11 protein-coding genes and 1 pseudogene are annotated in these 18,694 nt (G+C 44.3%); 7 read left to right on the top strand and 5 right to left on the bottom strand.

Annotated elements, in window-relative coordinates; genetic code table 11:
- Positions 1-15: 15 nt before the first annotated feature.
- The 3 genes from ACGHVY_RS13115 to ACGHVY_RS13105 form a co-directional block, all read right to left on the bottom strand.
- The gene (locus tag ACGHVY_RS13115) at positions 16-1,242 is read right to left on the bottom strand and encodes a DUF4925 domain-containing protein (protein WP_390599424.1); all 1,227 of its coding nucleotides are present in this window, start codon (positions 1,240-1,242) and stop codon (positions 16-18) included.
- A 428-nt stretch (positions 1,243-1,670) separates the two neighbouring features.
- On the bottom strand, positions 1,671-2,855 hold the full coding sequence (locus ACGHVY_RS13110) for an aminopeptidase C (RefSeq protein ID WP_390599423.1): 1,185 nt from the start codon (positions 2,853-2,855) through the stop codon (positions 1,671-1,673).
- A gap of 229 nt (positions 2,856-3,084) precedes the next feature.
- A complete protein-coding gene (locus tag ACGHVY_RS13105; RefSeq protein WP_390599422.1) occupies positions 3,085-3,606 on the bottom strand; it encodes a hypothetical protein in 522 nt (173 codons plus the stop codon).
- Between the two features lie 186 nt (positions 3,607-3,792).
- Between ACGHVY_RS13105 and ACGHVY_RS13100 the strand changes: the two genes are divergently transcribed.
- Both ACGHVY_RS13100 and ACGHVY_RS13095 read left to right on the top strand, forming a co-directional pair.
- The gene (locus ACGHVY_RS13100) at positions 3,793-6,003 is read left to right on the top strand and encodes a cation:proton antiporter (protein ID WP_390599421.1); all 2,211 of its coding nucleotides are present in this window, start codon (positions 3,793-3,795) and stop codon (positions 6,001-6,003) included.
- Entirely contained in the window at positions 6,000-6,845 is an 846-nt protein-coding gene (locus ACGHVY_RS13095) for a patatin family protein (RefSeq protein WP_390599420.1), read from the top strand. The genes ACGHVY_RS13100 and ACGHVY_RS13095 overlap by 4 nt, the downstream gene beginning before the upstream one ends.
- Before the next feature lie 62 nt (positions 6,846-6,907).
- Here ACGHVY_RS13095 and ACGHVY_RS13090 read toward each other — a convergent pair whose 3' ends face one another.
- Entirely contained in the window at positions 6,908-7,930 is a 1,023-nt protein-coding gene (locus ACGHVY_RS13090) for a helix-turn-helix transcriptional regulator (protein WP_390599419.1), read from the bottom strand.
- Positions 7,931-8,238: 308 nt separating this feature from the next.
- Here ACGHVY_RS13090 and ACGHVY_RS13085 point away from each other — a divergent pair.
- A pseudogene (locus tag ACGHVY_RS13085) lies at positions 8,239-9,576 on the top strand (glycoside hydrolase family 32 protein); the annotation flags it as partial.
- Between the two features lie 104 nt (positions 9,577-9,680).
- On the opposite strand, the gene ACGHVY_RS13080 reads toward ACGHVY_RS13085, so the two are convergent.
- Positions 9,681-10,553, bottom strand: a complete 873-nt coding sequence (locus ACGHVY_RS13080; protein ID WP_390599685.1) for an aldose 1-epimerase family protein — start codon at positions 10,551-10,553, stop codon at positions 9,681-9,683.
- Between the two features lie 228 nt (positions 10,554-10,781).
- Between ACGHVY_RS13080 and ACGHVY_RS13075 the strand changes: the two genes are divergently transcribed.
- Genes ACGHVY_RS13075 through ACGHVY_RS13060 form a run of 4 tightly spaced genes read left to right on the top strand, consistent with a single transcriptional unit; the run spans position 10,782 to position 18,637 of the window.
- Entirely contained in the window at positions 10,782-13,886 is a 3,105-nt protein-coding gene (locus tag ACGHVY_RS13075) for a TonB-dependent receptor (protein ID WP_308746832.1), read from the top strand.
- A gap of 33 nt (positions 13,887-13,919) precedes the next feature.
- Entirely contained in the window at positions 13,920-15,623 is a 1,704-nt protein-coding gene (locus ACGHVY_RS13070; protein WP_374047427.1) for a RagB/SusD family nutrient uptake outer membrane protein, read from the top strand.
- Between the two features lie 14 nt (positions 15,624-15,637).
- A complete protein-coding gene (locus ACGHVY_RS13065) occupies positions 15,638-17,032 on the top strand; it encodes a DUF4960 domain-containing protein (protein WP_390599418.1) in 1,395 nt (464 codons plus the stop codon).
- 33 nt (positions 17,033-17,065) lie between these two features.
- Positions 17,066-18,637 carry a glycoside hydrolase domain-containing protein gene (locus ACGHVY_RS13060; protein ID WP_390599417.1) on the top strand — a complete coding sequence of 524 codons (1,572 nt, stop codon included), beginning with the start codon at positions 17,066-17,068 and terminating at the stop codon, positions 18,635-18,637.
- Positions 18,638-18,694: the final 57 nt, after the last annotated feature.

The raw sequence follows: 18,694 nt of genomic DNA, 5'->3' as shown, positions 1-18,694 counted from the left end.
TTACTGGTTACTTGTTTATTGGGCTGAAACTTGTTGGGTGAGGTCAAGTCCTATATTCATTATATCTATTGTGGCTAACAATCCTAATATATCATCTGCGGACATTCCCAGTTCTTCCAGCTTTTCACCGAGAATAGGAAGGGCGGCTTTCATGATGGGCATTAGTGATTCTTTAGTAAGGTATGCGTAAGTATGTTCTTCATTTTGTTTCATTTCCAACGGTATTCCATCTTTAATCCAGGAGAATATCGTTGTAAAGGTAACGTCATCTACATTTAAGATATAATTGATAACTTCATTGTTTAGAATCAGATTAACCGCACTTAGTGCGGCTTTCAATCGTATAGGGTCTGATTTTAATAGTGCCTCACATATTCCGTTGATTAGTTTCGGGTCTAATTCCTGTCCGCTGTTTTGGGTAATCAATGAAATAACTGCGGGAACATTTAATTGTACTGATAAAGTCTGATTAGCATAACTCCAATAGGCTAACCCTTTGGGTGAAGCGGTATAATTCCGGCTTTGTATCCATTGTTTGAATTTAGCGTCAGTTAGAGTCTGATTTGCTGTGATTTCGTTAAAATCAAAAGGATCTGTTGTGTAGTAGGCACTGACATTGCCATCTTTCTCCAGTTTTATACTTTGCAGAGCGTATGGCAGCATTGTGTCTAACAACGGATATGCAAGTTGTGGCAATATGGCAGCAATAAATGCTCCCATTGGGTCAGATGATTCTATATTGATATAAGATGCCCCGCTTTGGCGAGTTGACGGGCTGGTCGGATCGGTGTATGAACGTTCCGGAAAAATATATGTCCGTGCAACAGAACTGGCATACGCCATCGTCACCTCAAGTGACAACTGCATAGCTTTCGGAGTTATTGTTCCTTCATATTCTACCGTTGCGCCACCCATCGTGGTATTTTTTCCACTGAAGGTATAGGCGTCTTTTTCTCCATTCTCATAAAGTTTGATGCCATTAATGGGAGTAATCGTTTCTCCCGGAATCACACCATTTAGCGTCAACGTCCCCGTCTCGCTATCTTCTGTCTTAAAGCTGACAGTTTTTCCAATTAACTTCTCTCCACTGTAGGTTAGGTCTAACGTATATGGCTTAATATATGAGCCATATTCTTGGCTGATTTCTCTCGGCCAGAATAGCTTGTCATTGTAAGTCTCTTCACATGATGTAAAGAAAAAAACAGCACAAGCTACCCAAAATAGTTTCTCTAAGTTTCTCATTTTGTTTCTTGCTTTTATTGCATATTTAATAAAACTTTGCAAAGTTCGGCTAACAATTCTTGATTAACAAGGTCTATTTTTCTATAATGATGTTCTATTTTTAATTGTTTGCAAGTGAATAGTGGAAAAAATAGTTTTTTAATGTTCTATTTTTAATATGAATTGTTCTTCTTTTAAGATTTGACTCTGGAGGATAAGGATGAGTGTGGGTATATGGAAAGGTTTCTATGGGAACTATCAAATAATAAATTGCTATTTAGTTAATACATAGCATAATATACCTTATTATATTCTCAAACAATTCTCATCGTTATGAGAAAAAATACTCATCGCGATGAGAAAATATTCTCATAGGGATGAGTATTAATTCTTATCATCGTGAGAAAATGTTCTTACTACGATGAGAAAATATTCGATATGAATAACGTTTATTTAATGCCTAACTTTTTGGCAATATCTTTAGGAAGCGCATCTTTGTGTACCAGAATATTCATAGTCTTGTAGGCTACGAATGCTTTGGAAGCATACCAGATACCATTGTATTTGCCAGATTTACCCCAGGAATTCTTCACCATGAAGTACTCTTTTCCGTTCTGGTCTTTAGCGATACCGTAGATAACCATTCCGTGGTCATCTGTTGTTTCCCAGTTGTCGAAAGCAATCTGACGCATTTCCTGGGTGATATCTTTTTCAGGGAAAGGTTTGGTGAACAATTCTCTGCGCTTGTCGGCAGCAGTCAAGCCAGTCCAGCGAGCCATGTCCGAACCGGAAAGTTCAGATTCTTTCGCTGCATCCGGCATAACGGCAATACCGTCACGTGAGAATCCCTGTTCACTAACATCGCTGCCCCATGCAAAAGTATAACCTTTCTTTATTGCGTTGTCCATTACAGCCATCAATTCATCGATGGGCAGGTTGTAAGACAGGCCGTTACGCCAGTTATCCTGAATTTCGATAGCAAATTGAGAATAGAACGGATGGTGGGTATAAGAAGTCAGTGATACGTAATCGTCAGGATTTAGTCCCAGTGATTCGGCAAAAGACTTCGGAGTATATTCCTTTCCTTTATACGTGAAACTTTCCGGGCATTTTCCTAAATAGGTGTCATAAATAGAAGCCAGTCCGTTCTTCCATACCGGAGTCAGTTTGCTCAGTTTACCTTTGGCGATAGCGTTGATATATCCACTGGCAACAGCGTCCAGTTCGTTGTGCACCGGCAGACTGTCACCATACATAATTCCCGGCATTACTTCCTGAGGAACGATACCATAATTCTTGATACAGTACATTACGTCATAGAAACTGCCGCCGGGGGAGAAAGAACTGTCACCGTGATAACGTACATAGTTTATTCCACGGTCTTGCATGGTTTTGTGTACTACGAACATTTCGGCCAGGTCATATTCGCCTTTGCCTAAACGAAGCAATTCTGATTCAACGAATCCGAGGGTTGAGAAACTCCAGCAAGTGCTCGAACGGTTCTGATTCTTGATTGAAGTAATCGGGTTTTCTTTCACTGTCGTGAATACAAATCCCTCTTGGGGTTTTGCGTCTTGTGCCATTGCGCTCAGGCTGAATAAGCCTAAGGCAGCGATAAGGATACTTTTTTTCATTCTTATGACATTCATATTAAATTTGTTTTGGCTACAAATATAAGGATTCCTCTTTTGAAAACCATCTGTTTGGGTTCAAATTGCATAAAAAAAGAATGAATATTACCGTATCCCGGCACGGTTAGTTGGTACAATTATAATACCGCATTGGCATGACTGCGCCAATGGTGCGGTACAGTTGTGCCAATGCGATGGTACAAGGTTAATGTTGTAATGTACAGGACGCAGGTTACTCTCTCTTTTGAGAAGTCACTACATAATCTTCTTTGATGAACTCATCATACACACGTTTCGGATGGTCAAATCGTGCAGTCCCACTCTTTTGTTCATTAAAGTTCTCCCGACGGAATTGCTTCAGCTTCAGGTTTGCTTCAGCGTACTCCCTTAGTTTTTTATGTTCATTTCCATAAAGCGAACTCTCGGTCACGTCCGAATTGAGCAGACCTTCTTTCGGGGTGATGGTCGGCAAGAGCACTTGTTCCAATAATCCACGATAGGCACCGTTATATTCGCACCATATGATGTCGTTGGTTACAAATATACGATAGGAGTACTTGGACCATGCGGTTTTGATTTCGATAGATGTAGCATAGATTTCAATGGTAGCTTCTGAACCATATGCCTGGTCGCGAATCACAACGGTCGTCCGGCCGCTGATTTCTTCCTTCACGGAAGTTTGCCATTTCTCGGAATGCATGATTTCCTCAATGATTTCCGGCAATTTTTCTTTAATCTCAAACTGAATTCTCATGGTGCTTGCCTGCGGGCAGGACTTTTTTATCTTTTTCCTACTAAAACAATTAAGCTAGCCTAAAGTTACGTAGATTGAAGTAAAAAAACAAGGTTTTGTTTGAATATTTACTGTTTTTGCCAAACTTTCTGCCTTTTTCGTTTGTTTTTATTATAATTATGCAACAAATAGTAAAAGCTTGAACTTATGCGGAATAGGGCTCGGAAGAATTATGTCATCTATGTCTTGATGTTACTTTTGTTTGGAGGGTTGATTTATGTTGCTATTGAAGAGGGCGACCGGTTTTCGCATCATGCGGTAGATACGCTGAATGTGGTACAAGGCAGTCCTTTCGCCATGTTTCTCCAGTTCCTGCAAGATAACTTGCATCATCCGCTCACTACATTGCTTATTCAAATTATAGCTGTCTTGTTGATGGTGCGGCTCTTCGGCTACCTGTTCAACCTCATAGGGCAACCGGGAGTGATTGGAGAAATCGTAGCCGGTATCGTGTTGGGGCCTTCCGTGCTCGGACTTTTCTTTCCCGATGCTTTCCATTTTCTTTTTCCCGTCCATTCGCTCACTAATCTCGAACTGTTGAGTCAGGTAGGACTGATACTCTTTATGTTTGTCATTGGCATGGAGCTGGATTTCAGTGTGTTGAAGAATAAAATCAATGAAACGCTCGTTATTAGTCATGCCGGGATTTTAGTGCCTTTCTTCCTCGGTATCCTTTCTTCTTATTGGATTTATGAAGAATATGCCGCTTCCCAAACTCCGTTCCTGCCTTTTGCTCTGTTCATCGGTATATCCATGAGCATCACCGCCTTTCCTGTATTGGCGCGTATTATTCAGGAGAGGAACATGACTAAATCCCCTTTAGGGACACTTACCATTGCTTCCGCTGCCAACGACGATGTGACTGCCTGGTGCCTGTTGGCGGTGGTGATTGCCATCTCGAAAGCAGGGAGTTTTACAAGCGCTCTCTACTCGGTGGGGCTGGCTGTGGTGTATATTGCGATTATGTTTCTGGTAGTCCGCCCGTTCCTCAAGAAAGTGGGAGAGGTCTATGCCAATCAGGAAGCCATTAACAAAACATTCGTAGCGTTTATCCTGCTGATTCTTATTATTTCATCCTGCATTACGGAGATTATCGGCATCCATGCCTTGTTCGGCGCTTTCATGGCAGGAGTGGTGATGCCGTCCAATATCGGTTTTCGTAAAGTAATGATGGAAAAAGTGGAGGACATTTCTTTGGTGTTTTTCCTGCCTCTGTTCTTTGCCTTTACAGGGCTTCGCACGGAGATAGGTTTGATAAACAGTCCGGAATTGTGGCTCGTTTGCCTGTTGTTGGTGACAGTTGCCATAGCCGGAAAACTGGGTGGCTGTGCCATTGCCGCTCGCCTGGTGGGGGAATCGTGGAAAGATAGTCTGACGATAGGCACATTGATGAACACCCGTGGACTGATGGAACTTGTCGCTTTGAATATCGGTTATGAAATGGGAGTTCTTCCGCCATCTATTTTTGTAATATTGGTCATTATGGCGTTAGTTACAACCTTTATGACCACTCCGCTGCTACATTTGGTCGAACGTTTTTTTGTACATCGGGAAGAAAAGCTATCTTTGAAACGCAAATTGATATTTTGCTTCGGGCGTCCGGAATCCGGGAGCAAGTTGCTTTCCATTTACGCTTTGTTGTTTGGAAAACAACTGAAGAAGAATCATCTGATTGCGGCACATTATACAGTAGGTACGGACTTGAATCCGTTGAATGCGGCACATTATGCCAAAGAAAGCTTTGTTTTGCTCAATCAGCGGGCAAAAGAGCTGGATATAGAGGTAGGCAATCATTACCGGGTGACGGATAAACTGGTGCAGGAAATGATTCATTTTGTCCGCGACGAGCATCCCGATATGCTGCTGTTGGGAGCCGGAAGCCATTATCGTTCCGATATGCCGGTGACCGGAACTCCGGGAGCTATCTTATGGCTGCCTTTGTTTCGTGACAAGATTGACGGAATCATGGAGCAGGTGAAGTGTCCTGTCGCTGTATTTGTGAATCGTCAGTACCGGGAAGGGGCTTTGGTCAGTTTCGTTTTGGGCGGTATGATTGACGCATTCATGCTTTCATATCTCGAAATGATGTTGCAGAACGGACATTCCGTACGTCTCTTCGCATTCGATACGGATGATGAAGGTTTCGTGCAACGGATTGACAATTTGATGGCGCATTATCCCGGACAGGTCAGTGTAAACTGGTTTGAGGGAATTGAAGAATTAGTAACTGATGAGAAAGATGGGCTGTTGATAATGAGCCATCTTTCTTATTCTAAATTATCTGAGGATGAATCGGTGATGAAGGAATTATCTTCTCTGTTGGTCATCCGCAGGAATAAAAGTAACGGGAAAAAATGAAGAATTTACATATCGACGAATCCACGGGGTTAGTGTTGGAAGGTGGGGGGATGCGCGGAGTGTTTACTTGTGGCGTACTTGATTATTTGATGGATTGTGACATCCGGTTTCCTTATGTGATAGGGGTATCTGCCGGAGCATGCAACGGATTGTCCTATGCGTCCCGTCAACGGGGACGTGCCAAATACAGTAACATTGACTTGTTGGAAGAATACAATTATATCGGTTTGAAGTATCTGCTCAAGAAGCGGAATATCCTTGACTTCGATTTGCTGTTCAACGAATTTCCGGAACATATTCTTCCGTATGATTATGAAACGTATTTCGCGTCGTCCGAACGTTTCGTCATGGTGACCACGAATTGCCTGACGGGAGAAGCCAACTATTTTGAAGAGAAGAAAGACAAGAACCGGGTGATTGATATCGTCCGTGCTTCCAGCAGCCTGCCTATTGTTTGCCCCATTGCTTATGTGGACGGTGTTCCGATGCTTGATGGGGGAATCGTTGACTCTATTCCTTTGCAGCGTGCCATTGCCGATGGCTACACGCGCAATGTGGTTGTGCTCACCCGCAACCGTGGCTACCGGAAAGATTCGAAAGATATTCGTGTCCCGTCATTCGTATACCGTAAATACCCGAAGCTCCGCGAAGCATTGAGTCATCGCTGTGCCGTGTATAATGAACAGTTGGAAATGGTGGAGCGTATGGAAGACGAAGGAAAGATTATCGTTATCCGTCCGCTGAAACCTGTTACTGTAGACCGTATCGAGAAAGATGTGCAGAAGCTGACAGAGTTTTATCAGGAAGGATATGAGTGTGCAAAAACTTTATTTGGAGAATAAACGGTTCTCCAAACTTTTTTATTGAATGGCGGATAGGATGATTTATCGGCAGTGGCTCCTTTTCATTTTGAATTAGTATATTGTTCGGCAGCTCTTTTTAGTTTTTTGCCCATCAATTCTGTCAATGTCTCCGGATACAGGATTTGTATCCCGTCGGCATATCCGAAGAATACCCGTTCGAGTTCGTGATTGATGACTACTTCAATTTCCAGTATGACGCTTCCGTCAGCGAGTTCTTCCACTAAATGCTGACTGTGATGTATAGGCTTGGTAATAATGTAAGGCGCTTCGTCAGCCGCCACTTTGAAACCGACTTTCTCTGCTTTGCTTCCTGAGTTTTTAGTCACTCCGACCAGATCGTCAAAGAATGTATTCAGGTCGAAGAATGTATTCTTTATATAGGGTTCTTGAGTCAGGACTTCCAATGAATGTATTCTGTCCAAAGCTAAATTCTGCAATATTCGTCCGCTTCTTCTTACTCCGTAGACGAACCATCGGTTCCGGTATTCTTTTAATAGATAAGGATGAAAAATAAATTCGTTTGCCGAGCGTGCTTTGAACGAACGGTATTTGATTCGTATCGGATGCTCGTTTACAATGGCGTGATAGATGGTGTCCAGGTAATCCAGCCCTTTCAGTGATTCATTCTTTTCGAAGTCGATGACCGGAGTTGTTTTCATCCGGGCGGAAGCCACATGGTCTTCCAGGCGGTTGATAATGTCGCTCATTTCCGTGAAATAAGAGAATCCTTTGAACTGCCGCAACACTTCCACTGCTTCCGACATTGTTTTCAAGTCCTGTTCGTTCAGCGGAGTTTGCGTGATACTGTATTCCGGGTCTTCGTATTTATAATATTTATTCTCGTACACAATAATCGGGGCGTTATATCCCAGTTTTTCGCTGCGCATCATCTGGATATCCATTTGTACGGTACGCTTGCTTATTCCTTTGTCAATGCCTTCATATTCATAGAGGGCATCCGAACAGGCGTCCATCAAATCTTCCAACGTCCAGCGTCGGTAAGGATTACGCAGACAGTTATCAATCGTTTTATAGCGTATTAAGGCATTTCTATTGGCCGGCATAGGCAGAGGTCTAAAGATTGGCTTCAAAAGTAGAAAAATAAATTCAGGAAAACAAAGAGGTTGTCTGTCTTTATTTTTGTTACTTCCCAAATAAGGTGTGTATCAAAATTGACATCCTTTGAAACAAAGTTTATAGACGACGGTAAAGATACCCCCTATCTTTGCCTTCGTCTTATTTTTGATTAAAAATTTGTATGAATTAAGAATACTTTGTTGCTATGAGAATACTCCCCTGGATAAAACGATATAAAGGTATACTACTTGTGCTGGTAGTCGTCTGCGGACTAACTTGTTGCCACACAAACGGTACGCTTGATACAACAAATACGGATAAATTCCGTCCTGTCTACCATCATACTCCTCTTTACGGCCGAATGAACGATGTAAACGGATTATCCTATGAAGACGGAGAATATCATATCTATTTTCAATATCACCCCTATGGTTCTAAACAGGAAAATATGTATTGGGGACATTCTGTCAGCAAAGACCTTATACATTGGGAGTGTTTAGTACCGACTACTTCTCGTGATACATTGGAACATATCTTTTCCGATGACTTGGAAGTCTTTAATATTTCCAAAGTTTTTTGGTATGCATCGGAGAATAAATGGGTGATGATTGTGTCTGCCGGTAAGGAAATAAGCTTTTATGATTCCAAAGATAAAAAAGTCTGGAAGTATATGAGCAGCTTTGGAGAAGGATACGGAGTTCAGCCTTGCTTATTTGAATATCCTTATATGGTGGAACTTCCGGTAGATGGAGATATCGGTCGTAAGAAATGGGCTTTGATAGTCAATGTAAATCCAGGCTGTTACTTCGGCGGTAGTGCAACTCAGTATTTTATTGGAAACTTTGACGGGACGAATTTTATTTGTGACAATCAGCCTGATGTCACAAAATGGCTGGATTGGGGAAAAGACCATTCTGTTACAGCTTGTTTCTCAAATACAGGTGAACGGACAATTGTAGTCCCTTGGATGAATAACCGGCAGTATTGCGAATTTGTTCCGTCGGAACAATTCCGCAGTGCCAATGCATTGCCACGTGAATTGGGACTGTACACACAAGACAATGATATTTATCTTTCCGCTGCTCCGGTAGCGGAAGTCAGGACGTTGCGGAAAGAAAGTAAGGAGATTCCTGCTTTTACAGTTACCGGAGATTGTCATATTGATACTTTATTGGCTGAGAATGAAGGTTCTTATGAACTTGTATTGGATATTACTGCCGGAAAAGCGGAGATTATAGGATTCAGCCTCTTTAATGATAAGGGTGAGAAAGTTGACATCTATTTCAATCTTCCTGAGGAAAAACTGGTAATGGATCGTACGAAAAGCGGTATTGTGGATTTCGGTAAGAATAGCGTATCTCATAAACTGGAAGCCCACAACCGTAGAAAAACGATTTCGATTAATTATATGGATGATTTCGCATTGGCTACCTGGGCACCTATAAGGAAAGAGAAAAGATATACTTTGGATATTTTTGTTGATAAATGTTCGGTAGAAGTCTTTCTGAATGGGGGAAAGATAGCAATGACTAATCTCGTCTTTCCGACAGAACCATACAACCGTATGTGTTTTTACAGTAAAGGGGGAGTATTCAATGTTGATTCATTAAAAGTATATAGATTGGGTTTATAAGTTAGGTTTTGTAGATTAGAATTAGGTGTGAGTAGCTGTCGGATGTGAATCCGGCAGCTACTTTTAGTTCGGGCATTGTTTGAATATTGTTGGTTATTCGTCAATTACTCATTTATTTCAATTGTGTATCCCCCTTGGAATATCTCTTCAGGTTGTAAATGCTGCATCCATTCTTTATCTCTGTATTCACCTGTATAGTGTGCACAGTCACAACGTCCGTACCAAGGCTCGATGCATACGAAAGGAGCATTCTTGGCAGGCGGTGACCAAAGTCCTACCACCGGAGCATCAAAGTGCAGGCTTAGATAAGCCTGTTTTTCCTTATTATATAAGGCGACTTTATGAATCTGCTCATTTTCCAATATCAGAGCATCTTTATCGAAAGTATGTATATCAAGTGGCAACAATCCATCCGTCAACTCTAACGCATATTCAGTAGAAGGGTCTGCACATCCCTTTTCAGAGATAAGAATATACTTCAACCCTTCTTTCTTATCGAATCCGAAGAAACCTCTTTCTGAAGTGGCAGCATCAAAATTCGGCCAATAGAAAGCAGGATGTGCGCCAATCTGAAAAGACATTTCTTTTTCACCGGTATTCTTAACTCTCCATATCACTTCAATTTGCTTCCCATGAATACGGTAACCTATTTCCAGACAGAAGGGAAACGGATATTTCTGCAACGTTTCTTCATTGCTGACAAGACGATAACATACTTCGTCCTCTTTCTCAGAAACAAGCGTAAATTCCATATCGCGGGCAAAACCATGTTGGGTAAGTACATAAGGAATACCTTCATTGCGATACTCGTTTTCCCACACACTTCCTACAATGGGGAACAGGACAGGGGAGTGGCGTTTCCAAAATGCAGGGTCGGCTTGCCACAGATATTCTTTTCCATTGGCAAAGATACTGCAAAGTTCGGCTCCATGCGGAGATACTTGAATCGTAAGTTGTTCGTTGGAGATTGTTTTCATATCATTCATTTTTCAGTTGGTTATAATTTGTAACCGACTCTATTTTTAGCTTCTTATCACTATACAAAGGTAGCGTTTTCTGTGATTATAGCGCCCTATGCAACAAAAATAACAGCCTTTGAAACATTTCTTTCATCAGATTGACATAAATCAACCGTAATTTGCATCATCGATAAAGAGAAAATTCGTACTTTTAAATTAATAACATTAAACTAATGCTCAGTATTTATGAAGAACAAAAAACTTCTTAGCAGCGTTTGTTTCCTGTTTGCTTTCATGTCAACCCTTTGGGGGCAAAACATTACAGTGAAAGGAAACGTTACTTCCAAGACGGACGGACAGCCGGTTATCGGTGCCTCTGTCATTGAAACCACAGCCACGGCTAACGGAACAATTACCGACTTTGACGGTAACTTCACTCTTTCCGTTCCCGCCCATTCAACCTTAAAGATTTCGTATATCGGTTATAAACCGGTGACCGTGAAAGCGGCTGCTTCTATTCGTGTACTATTAGAAGAAGATACACAGATGGTGGACGAAGTCGTTGTGACCGGCTATACCACTCAACGCAAAGCCGATTTGACCGGTGCCGTATCCGTCGTTAAGGTAGACGAGATTCAGAAACAAGGTGAGAACAATCCGGTGAAAGCCCTTCAAGGCCGTGTTCCCGGTATGAACATTACAGCCGATGGTAATCCGAGCGGCTCCGCTACCGTCCGTATCCGTGGCATCGGTACGTTGAACAACAACGACCCTCTTTATATCATTGACGGAGTACCATCTAAAGCAGGTATGCACGAACTGAACGGAAACGACATCGAATCCATCCAAGTCCTGAAAGACGCGGCTTCGGCTTCTATCTACGGTTCGCGTGCTGCCAATGGAGTAATCATCATCACCACTAAACAAGGTAAGAAAGGTCAAATCAAGATAAACTTCGATGCCTCGGTATCCGCTTCCATGTACCAGTCTAAACTTGATATGATGAATACCGAACAATACGGCCGTACTTTATGGCAAGCCAACGTAAACAGCGGTAATAATCCGAATGCCAACTCTATCGGCTATCAATACGACTGGGGATACAATGCCGAAGGACGCCCCGTCTTGAACAACATCTACGTCCCCAAATTCATAGATGATGCTCATACAATTGCCACCGGTGATACGGACTGGTTCGATGAAATTACCCGCACCGGCTTTATCCAGCAGTACAACCTCTCACTAAGCAACGGTACGGAACGCGGCAACTACTTCTTTTCTCTGGGATATTATAAGAACGATGGTCTGATAAAGTACACCGACTTCGACCGTATCTCCGCCCGTATCAACAGTGACTATAAAGTAATAGACAATATCTTGACCATCGGCGAACATTTCACCCTCAACCGTACCACCGAAGTGCAAGCTCCCGGCAACATCATGAGTGATGCAATGATTGCCCTTCCTATGATTCCTGTCCGCACGGTAGACGGAACCAACTGGGGTGGTCCCAACAGTACCATGCCCGACCGTCAGAACGTAGCGCGTGTAGTCTACGACAACCGCAACAACCGCTATACCTACTGGCGTCTTTTTGGTGATGCATACGTCAATCTGAACCCCTTGAAAGGACTAAATATCCGTTCTACTTTCGGCTTGGACTACGCACAGAAATACCAGCGTAATTTCACGCTCCCTTACAACACCGGCTTCCTGAACAGCGACAAGGACGCAGTGGAAATGAAACAAGAACACTTCACCAAATGGATGTGGAATGCCGTTGCCACTTACGAACTGGAGATAGGTAAACACCGTGGCGATGTTATGGCAGGTATGGAGTTGAATCGTGAAGACGATATCAACTTTGCCGCTTACCGCGAAGGATTCGCCATCCTGACTCCCGATTATATGTACCCGTCCGCAGGTGTAGGACAGTCACAGGCAAGCGGTGGTGCCGGCGGTTTCTCCCTTGTTTCCTTCTTCGGAAAATTGAACTACTCCTATGCCGACAAATACTTGCTCTCATTTACACTCCGTCGTGACGGCTCTTCCCGTTTCGGTAGCAACAATAAATACGCCACTTTCCCTTCCGTCTCCTTAGGATGGCGTATCAGCGAAGAAGCATTTATGGAAAAGACCAAGAGCGTAATTGATGACCTGAAAATCCGTGCCGCATGGGGACAGACTGGTAATCAGGATATTGAGAACTATGCCCGCTATTCCATCTACGAGTCCAAATACGGCACAGGCAATCCTCCCACTTACGGCACTTCTTATGATATCACCGGTAATAACGGCGGTGGGCTGCTCCCTTCCGGCTTTGTCCGCACTCAGATAGGAAACGACGACATCAAGTGGGAAACAACCACCCAAACCAATGTCGGCATCGACTTCAGCCTGTTCAACCAGACCCTGTACGGATCTGCCGAATACTATTACAAGAAAACGACAGACATCTTGATTAAGCCCTCTTACATCGCCATCCTTGGCGAAGGCGGCGGTCAGTGGCGGAATGCCGGCTCGATGGAGAATAAAGGTTTCGAATTCAACCTGGGCTATCGCAACAAAACCGCCTTCGGATTGAGTTATGACATAAATGCTAATCTCGGATTATATCGCAACAAAATCTTGTTCGTTCCCAGTGAAGTAGCTTCTACCGGAGACTTCGGTGGCGACGGTGTGATGAACATCATCGGTCATTCCATCAATATGAGGGCAGGCTACATTGCTGATGGCATCTTCAAATCTCAGGAAGAAGTAGACAACCATGCCGACCAGACAGGAAAAGGCATCGGACGTATCCGCTACAAAGATCTGGATAATAACGGAGTCATCGACACCAAAGATCAGACATGGATTGGTAACCCGAATCCCGACTTCACCTATGGCTTGAATATCTACTTGGAATACAAGAACCTCGATCTCACCATGTTCTGGCAAGGTGTACAAGGCGTAGATGTCTACAATGAAGTAAAGAAGAACACCGATTTTTGGTCGGTAGGAGACATGAATGCCAACCGCGGAACCCGCCTGCTGGGCGCATGGACACCGGAGAATCCGAACTCGAACATTCCCGCCGTCTGCCTTGAAGACCTGAATAACGAAAAGAGAATCTCAAGCTATTATATCGAAAACGGTTCTTACCTGAAACTCCGTAATCTGCAACTGGGCTATACGCTGCCAACGGAACTTTCAAAGAAAATCAAGATGGAACGCCTGCGATTCTACTTTAGTGCACAGAACCTGCTCACCATCAAGAGTAAGAACTTCACCGGCATGGATCCCGAAAATCCGAACTTCGGTTATCCAATCCCCTTGAACCTGACATTCGGTTTCAACATCGGCTTTTAATTCATTCATCTTTAAACAACAAGAATCATGAAAATCAAGAAACTATATATATCCTCTTTGCTTCTGGCAGCCTCTCTGATAGGTACCACCGGTTGTGATGATTTCCTGAACAGAGATTTACAGGGGAGCTCTGACGAAGGGCAGACCATCAACCCTGAGAATGTAGACAATCTGGTGATTGCCGCCTATGCCCACATGGTTTCCGGCGAGGACATGAACAGTTCTTTCAGCCTTTGGCCCTACGGCAATGTCCGTGCGGACGATGCATATAAAGGCGGAGCGAACTCCGAAGACGGCTCGCATTTCCACTTCCTGGAGATAGCCACAGGCATGACTACCGACAATTGGGCTTTTGATGATATCTGGTATCGCCTCTACTCGGGCGTGGCACGTGCCAACGCTGCCTTGAAATCACTGGACGGAATGGACGAAGCCACCTACCCGAAGAAAAACGAACGTATTGGTGAAATGCGTTTCCTGCGCGGACATTATATGTTCCTGCTGAAAGTAATGTTCAAGCACATCGTATATGTGGATGAAACCATCCCGACCACGGACTATACTAAGATTTCCAACCGCCAGTACACCAACGACCAGCTTTGGCAAAAGATAGCCGATGACTTTAAGTTCGCCTACGACCATTTGCCCGACACCCAAGTGGAGAAAGGCCGTCCTACGCAAGCCGCCGCTTCCGCCTACCTGGCAAAGACCATGCTTTATAAGGCCTATCGCCAAAACGAAAAGAACGAAGTGACCGAAATTAACGAAGACGACCTGAAAGCCGTACTGACTTATACGGACAATGCCACCATGACTGCCGGTGGTTTCGGACTGGAAGAAGATTTCGCCTACAACTTCCTGCCGCAATATGAAAACGGAAAAGAATCCATTTGGGCAGTCCAGTACTCACAGGATGACAATACGATGTATGGTAACCTGAACTTTGGAAACGAACTGACAGCTCCCCAGTTCTTCGGATGCTGTGACTTTCAGAAACCAAGCCAGAATCTTGTCAATGCTTTCCGTACCGAAAGCGGTAAACCGTTGTTTGATAACTATAACACGAAAGACAACTACGATGCTCAAAGTGAATACGACCCTCGTCTGTTCCATACGGTAGCCATCCCCGGATTCCCTTATAAGTATAACGTAAACTATACTTTCGACAAATCATGGACACGCAACGACCAGGAATATTACGGACTCTATTCTTCGCTGAAAGAGAACGTAGATCCCGACTGTTCTTGCCTGAAGAAAGTAAACTCTCCTTTTGTGGCTAACTCGATGAACCGTATCGTGCTGCGCTATGCAGACGTGGTACTGATGCGTGCGGAAGCCCTGATTCAGTTGAACCGACTGTCGGAAGCCCTGCCGCTGGTCAATGAGATACGTAACCGTGCCGCCCGTAGCACGACGCTTGTTTTCGACTACGGAGCAAATTTCAACGTAGCTCCTTATACGTCCGCCGACTGGTCGGATAAAGGTGCTGCAATGAGAGACCTTAAATGGGAACGCCGTCTGGAACTGGCTTTGGAAGGAAGCCGTTTCTTCGACCTGGTTCGTTGGGGAGATGCCGCAACGGTAATGAATCAGTATTACCATTCGGAGGCCGGTCGTCGCTCATACTACTCGAACGCAAACTTCACGGCCGGAAAGAACGAATATCTGCCTATACCGCAGAAGCAGATAAACTATAGCGGTGGTTTGTATCAGCAGAATAATGGTTGGGATAATTAATAAACAGGAAAACGATGAAGACTTTGATTAATAAAATATATATGGTGCTGCTGGTTGCACTGGCTTTTTCTGCAACCGGATGTAGTGACGATGATGATACTTCCTTTGCCTTGAACGGCGATACATGGATTACTTCTTTCCGTATCCAAGGAAACGACCACTTTATCATAGAGCAGGATAATCAGGCGAAGACGATAAAGGTACATGTGACAGATGATACGGACGTAACAAACCTGGTGCCTGTGTTCACTTTGTCCGAAGGTGCTACGGCGAGTCTTGAGAGCGGCAAACCAGTCAACTTCACCATGCCGGTAGTAGTGAAGGTCACCAATGGCAATGTGTTCATGAACTATACAATTTCCGTGGAAACGGACAAACCGCAGATTACCAAGTTCATGATAGGAGAGTCTGCCGGTCGAATCAATGAAACGGACAAGACGATTCTGGTATATGTGCTCGATGATGTAGATGTGACGGCTTTGTCGCCAATCGTGACTGTTCCGGACGGGGCTACGGTAAGTCCGTTGTCCGGCACCACGCTCGACTTCACTACTCCGAAAGAATATACTGTGACGAACCGCCTGAATGTGGCTACCTATACCGTCACGGTAGAGAAAGTGAAATCGGTGGAACCGATGGCATTTGTAGGCTTGGCTGCTACGGTTGCCGAGTTGCCCGAAGAAGAAAAAACGGCGGCTACATGGATGCTGGAGAAATTCCCGGGAGCACGATATGTATCTTATCTTGAAATAAGGGACGGCAATGTGATACTCGCTCCGGAAAACTTCCGGACGGTTTGGTTCCATGACAGCAACGACGGTTGGCCGGACTTGAACTGGGATACTAAAGATAAGATAAGAGACTATTACGCAAATGGTGGAAATCTCTTGCTGACAGGTGAATGTTTGAAATATATCGGTGACCGCTGGATGATTCCGGCAGACGGGAAGGGACCTAACAACACATTCCCTGATTCCAAACCGGATTATACCTCGGATGCTCCGGGCAGCTTCGTAATCGGAGCCGGTCATGAAGACCATGCTATCTTTGAAGGTTTATCAGTCGAAAACGGTTCGTTGGTTAAATTGACGGATATCGGTTATCGTTGCACCAACCGTACATTGCGTTGGTATGTCGGTTCTAACTGGGGCGATTATCAATCAGTAGAAAACTGGAAGAATAACACCGGTGGCATTGATTTGGGCTACGCTGGAACCGAAGGAGATGATAAAGACGGAATTGTCATTGCGGAATTTACTCCGCGCACGGTCGCAGGAAAAACAACTGGTAGAGCCATCTGTATCGGCACTCCTTTCTATGACTGGTACGACGAGAATAATTCCGGCAATCAATATCAGTCCAATGTGACGAGAATGACGGAGAATGCGATTGATTATTTGAGTAAGTGACATCGTTTAATCTAACAGAAAGAAAAGAAAATTATGAAAACTATGATATTAATAGCTTCAATGCTGGGTATGTCAATGTCGTTCACTGCTTGCAGCGACGACAACGCCCCGGTCATAACAGATAAGAACCTGGACGAAACAACGACTTTCTTCAGTTCGACAGAACCTGGTAATTATACCACCTACTATAAACCTTATGTCGGCTATGTGGGCGACCCGATGCCTTTCTTCGACCCCGTGAGCAAGGAGTTCCGCATCCTCTATCTGCAGGACGACCGCGACGGCAACTCTACCATTTACCATCCCATCCACGAATTGGCAACTACGGACGCGGCCAACTACATCTCTTTCCGTGAAGCCATCCCCTGCGGCGCAGCGGTAGAAGACGACCCCGCCATCGGCACAGGAAGTACAATCTATGATGAGGCCGGCAAGACCTATTATACTTTCTATACCGGACACAAATCCGCCGAGCCTCGCGAAGTGATTCTGCTAGCCACTTCCAAAGATTGCAGGACATGGACAAAAGACCGTTCTTTCCGCCTGCCTTCTCCCGTGGAACAGGGATACGACAAGAACGAATTCCGTGACCCGTATGTCTTTTATGATGATGACGCGCAGCTTTACCGGATGTTGGTTTCAACCCTGAAAGACGGCAAAAGTGTGATAGCGCAGTTTACCTCGACCGACCTTCACGACTGGACATTGGCAGCACCTTTCTTTACGAATGTATGGGGACGTTTCTATGAATGTCCCGACGTATTCAAAATGGGCAACTATTGGTACATGATTTACTCCGATAAGGACGTTACCCGCATGGTGCAATATTTCTATGCAAGCACACTGGACGAACTGATGAATCTCTCCGGTGACGGATACCCGTCCACGCTTCCGGATGAAGGAAAACTGGAAGCTACTTCTTTCTATGCGGGTAAAACGGCAAGTGATGGACAGAACCGCTATCTTTGGGGCTGGTGTGCCACCCGAGAAGGTCGGAAAACAACAGGTAACACCGATTGGGCAGGAGCCTTGGTAGCTCATAAACTGGTCCAGAACGAAGACGGCACATTAAGCCTGAACGTTCCGCAGGCTATCTCAGCCAAGTACTCACAACCGGTTGCCTTGACCGAAAAGGCGAGAGTAGGAGAGGTGGCATCTACCGCTTCTTCTTACACCTTGAAGACAAACTCCTTTGTCCGCTTCGCCCGTTTGGGAAACCAGAATAAGATAACAATGACCGTAACCGTCCCCGAAGGAACAGAAGCTGTGTTCGGACTGTCGTTTGTAGATTGCAGCGATAAGGAAGAAAAGGTGCGTATTTTCATTGAGGATAAATACGGCTATCTGAAAATGAAAGAAGTGACAGTAAACGAAAAGACTGGCGAATGGAACGATGCGGTTTCTATCACAGAGCGTGCTATCGTTCCGGCAGCAGACAATGTATATCACATCGAAGCCTACACCGAGCAATCCGTATGTGTAGTCTATGTCAACGGAAAATACGCTTTCACCAACCGTATCTACGATTTGGCTAAGAATCCGTGGTCTGTCTTCTGTACGGATGGCGAAGTCACCGTATCCGATATAAAACTGAGTACTTATTGACCGGAAAGTAACATCTTTTACAGCGTTTGAAACAAATGTGATAGGCGTAATGAAGCA

The organism is Bacteroides sp. f07 (genome assembly GCF_042854785.1).
Taxonomy (GTDB): Bacteria; Bacteroidota; Bacteroidia; order Bacteroidales; family Bacteroidaceae; genus Bacteroides.
Note: the sequence above shows the minus strand (reverse complement) of the source record. Positions and strands in the feature narration are given on the sequence as shown.

What these genes read in the sequence shown, in the direction of transcription:
- ACGHVY_RS13090 (WP_390599419.1), bottom strand. Translation starts at nt 7,930, where the DNA reads ATGCCGGCCAATAGAAATGCCTTAATACGCTATAAAACGATTGATAAC.
- ACGHVY_RS13060 (WP_390599417.1), top strand. Translation starts at nt 17,066, where the DNA reads ATGAAAACTATGATATTAATAGCTTCAATGCTGGGTATGTCAATGTCG.
- ACGHVY_RS13080 (WP_390599685.1), bottom strand. Translation starts at nt 10,553, where the DNA reads ATGAAAACAATCTCCAACGAACAACTTACGATTCAAGTATCTCCGCAT.
- ACGHVY_RS13115 (WP_390599424.1), bottom strand. Translation starts at nt 1,242, where the DNA reads ATGAGAAACTTAGAGAAACTATTTTGGGTAGCTTGTGCTGTTTTTTTC.
- ACGHVY_RS13095 (WP_390599420.1), top strand. Translation starts at nt 6,000, where the DNA reads ATGAAGAATTTACATATCGACGAATCCACGGGGTTAGTGTTGGAAGGT.
- ACGHVY_RS13065 (WP_390599418.1), top strand. Translation starts at nt 15,638, where the DNA reads ATGAAGACTTTGATTAATAAAATATATATGGTGCTGCTGGTTGCACTG.
- ACGHVY_RS13105 (WP_390599422.1), bottom strand. Translation starts at nt 3,606, where the DNA reads ATGAGAATTCAGTTTGAGATTAAAGAAAAATTGCCGGAAATCATTGAG.
- ACGHVY_RS13100 (WP_390599421.1), top strand. Translation starts at nt 3,793, where the DNA reads ATGCGGAATAGGGCTCGGAAGAATTATGTCATCTATGTCTTGATGTTA.
- ACGHVY_RS13110 (WP_390599423.1), bottom strand. Translation starts at nt 2,855, where the DNA reads ATGAAAAAAAGTATCCTTATCGCTGCCTTAGGCTTATTCAGCCTGAGC.
- ACGHVY_RS13075 (WP_308746832.1), top strand. Translation starts at nt 10,782, where the DNA reads ATGAAGAACAAAAAACTTCTTAGCAGCGTTTGTTTCCTGTTTGCTTTC.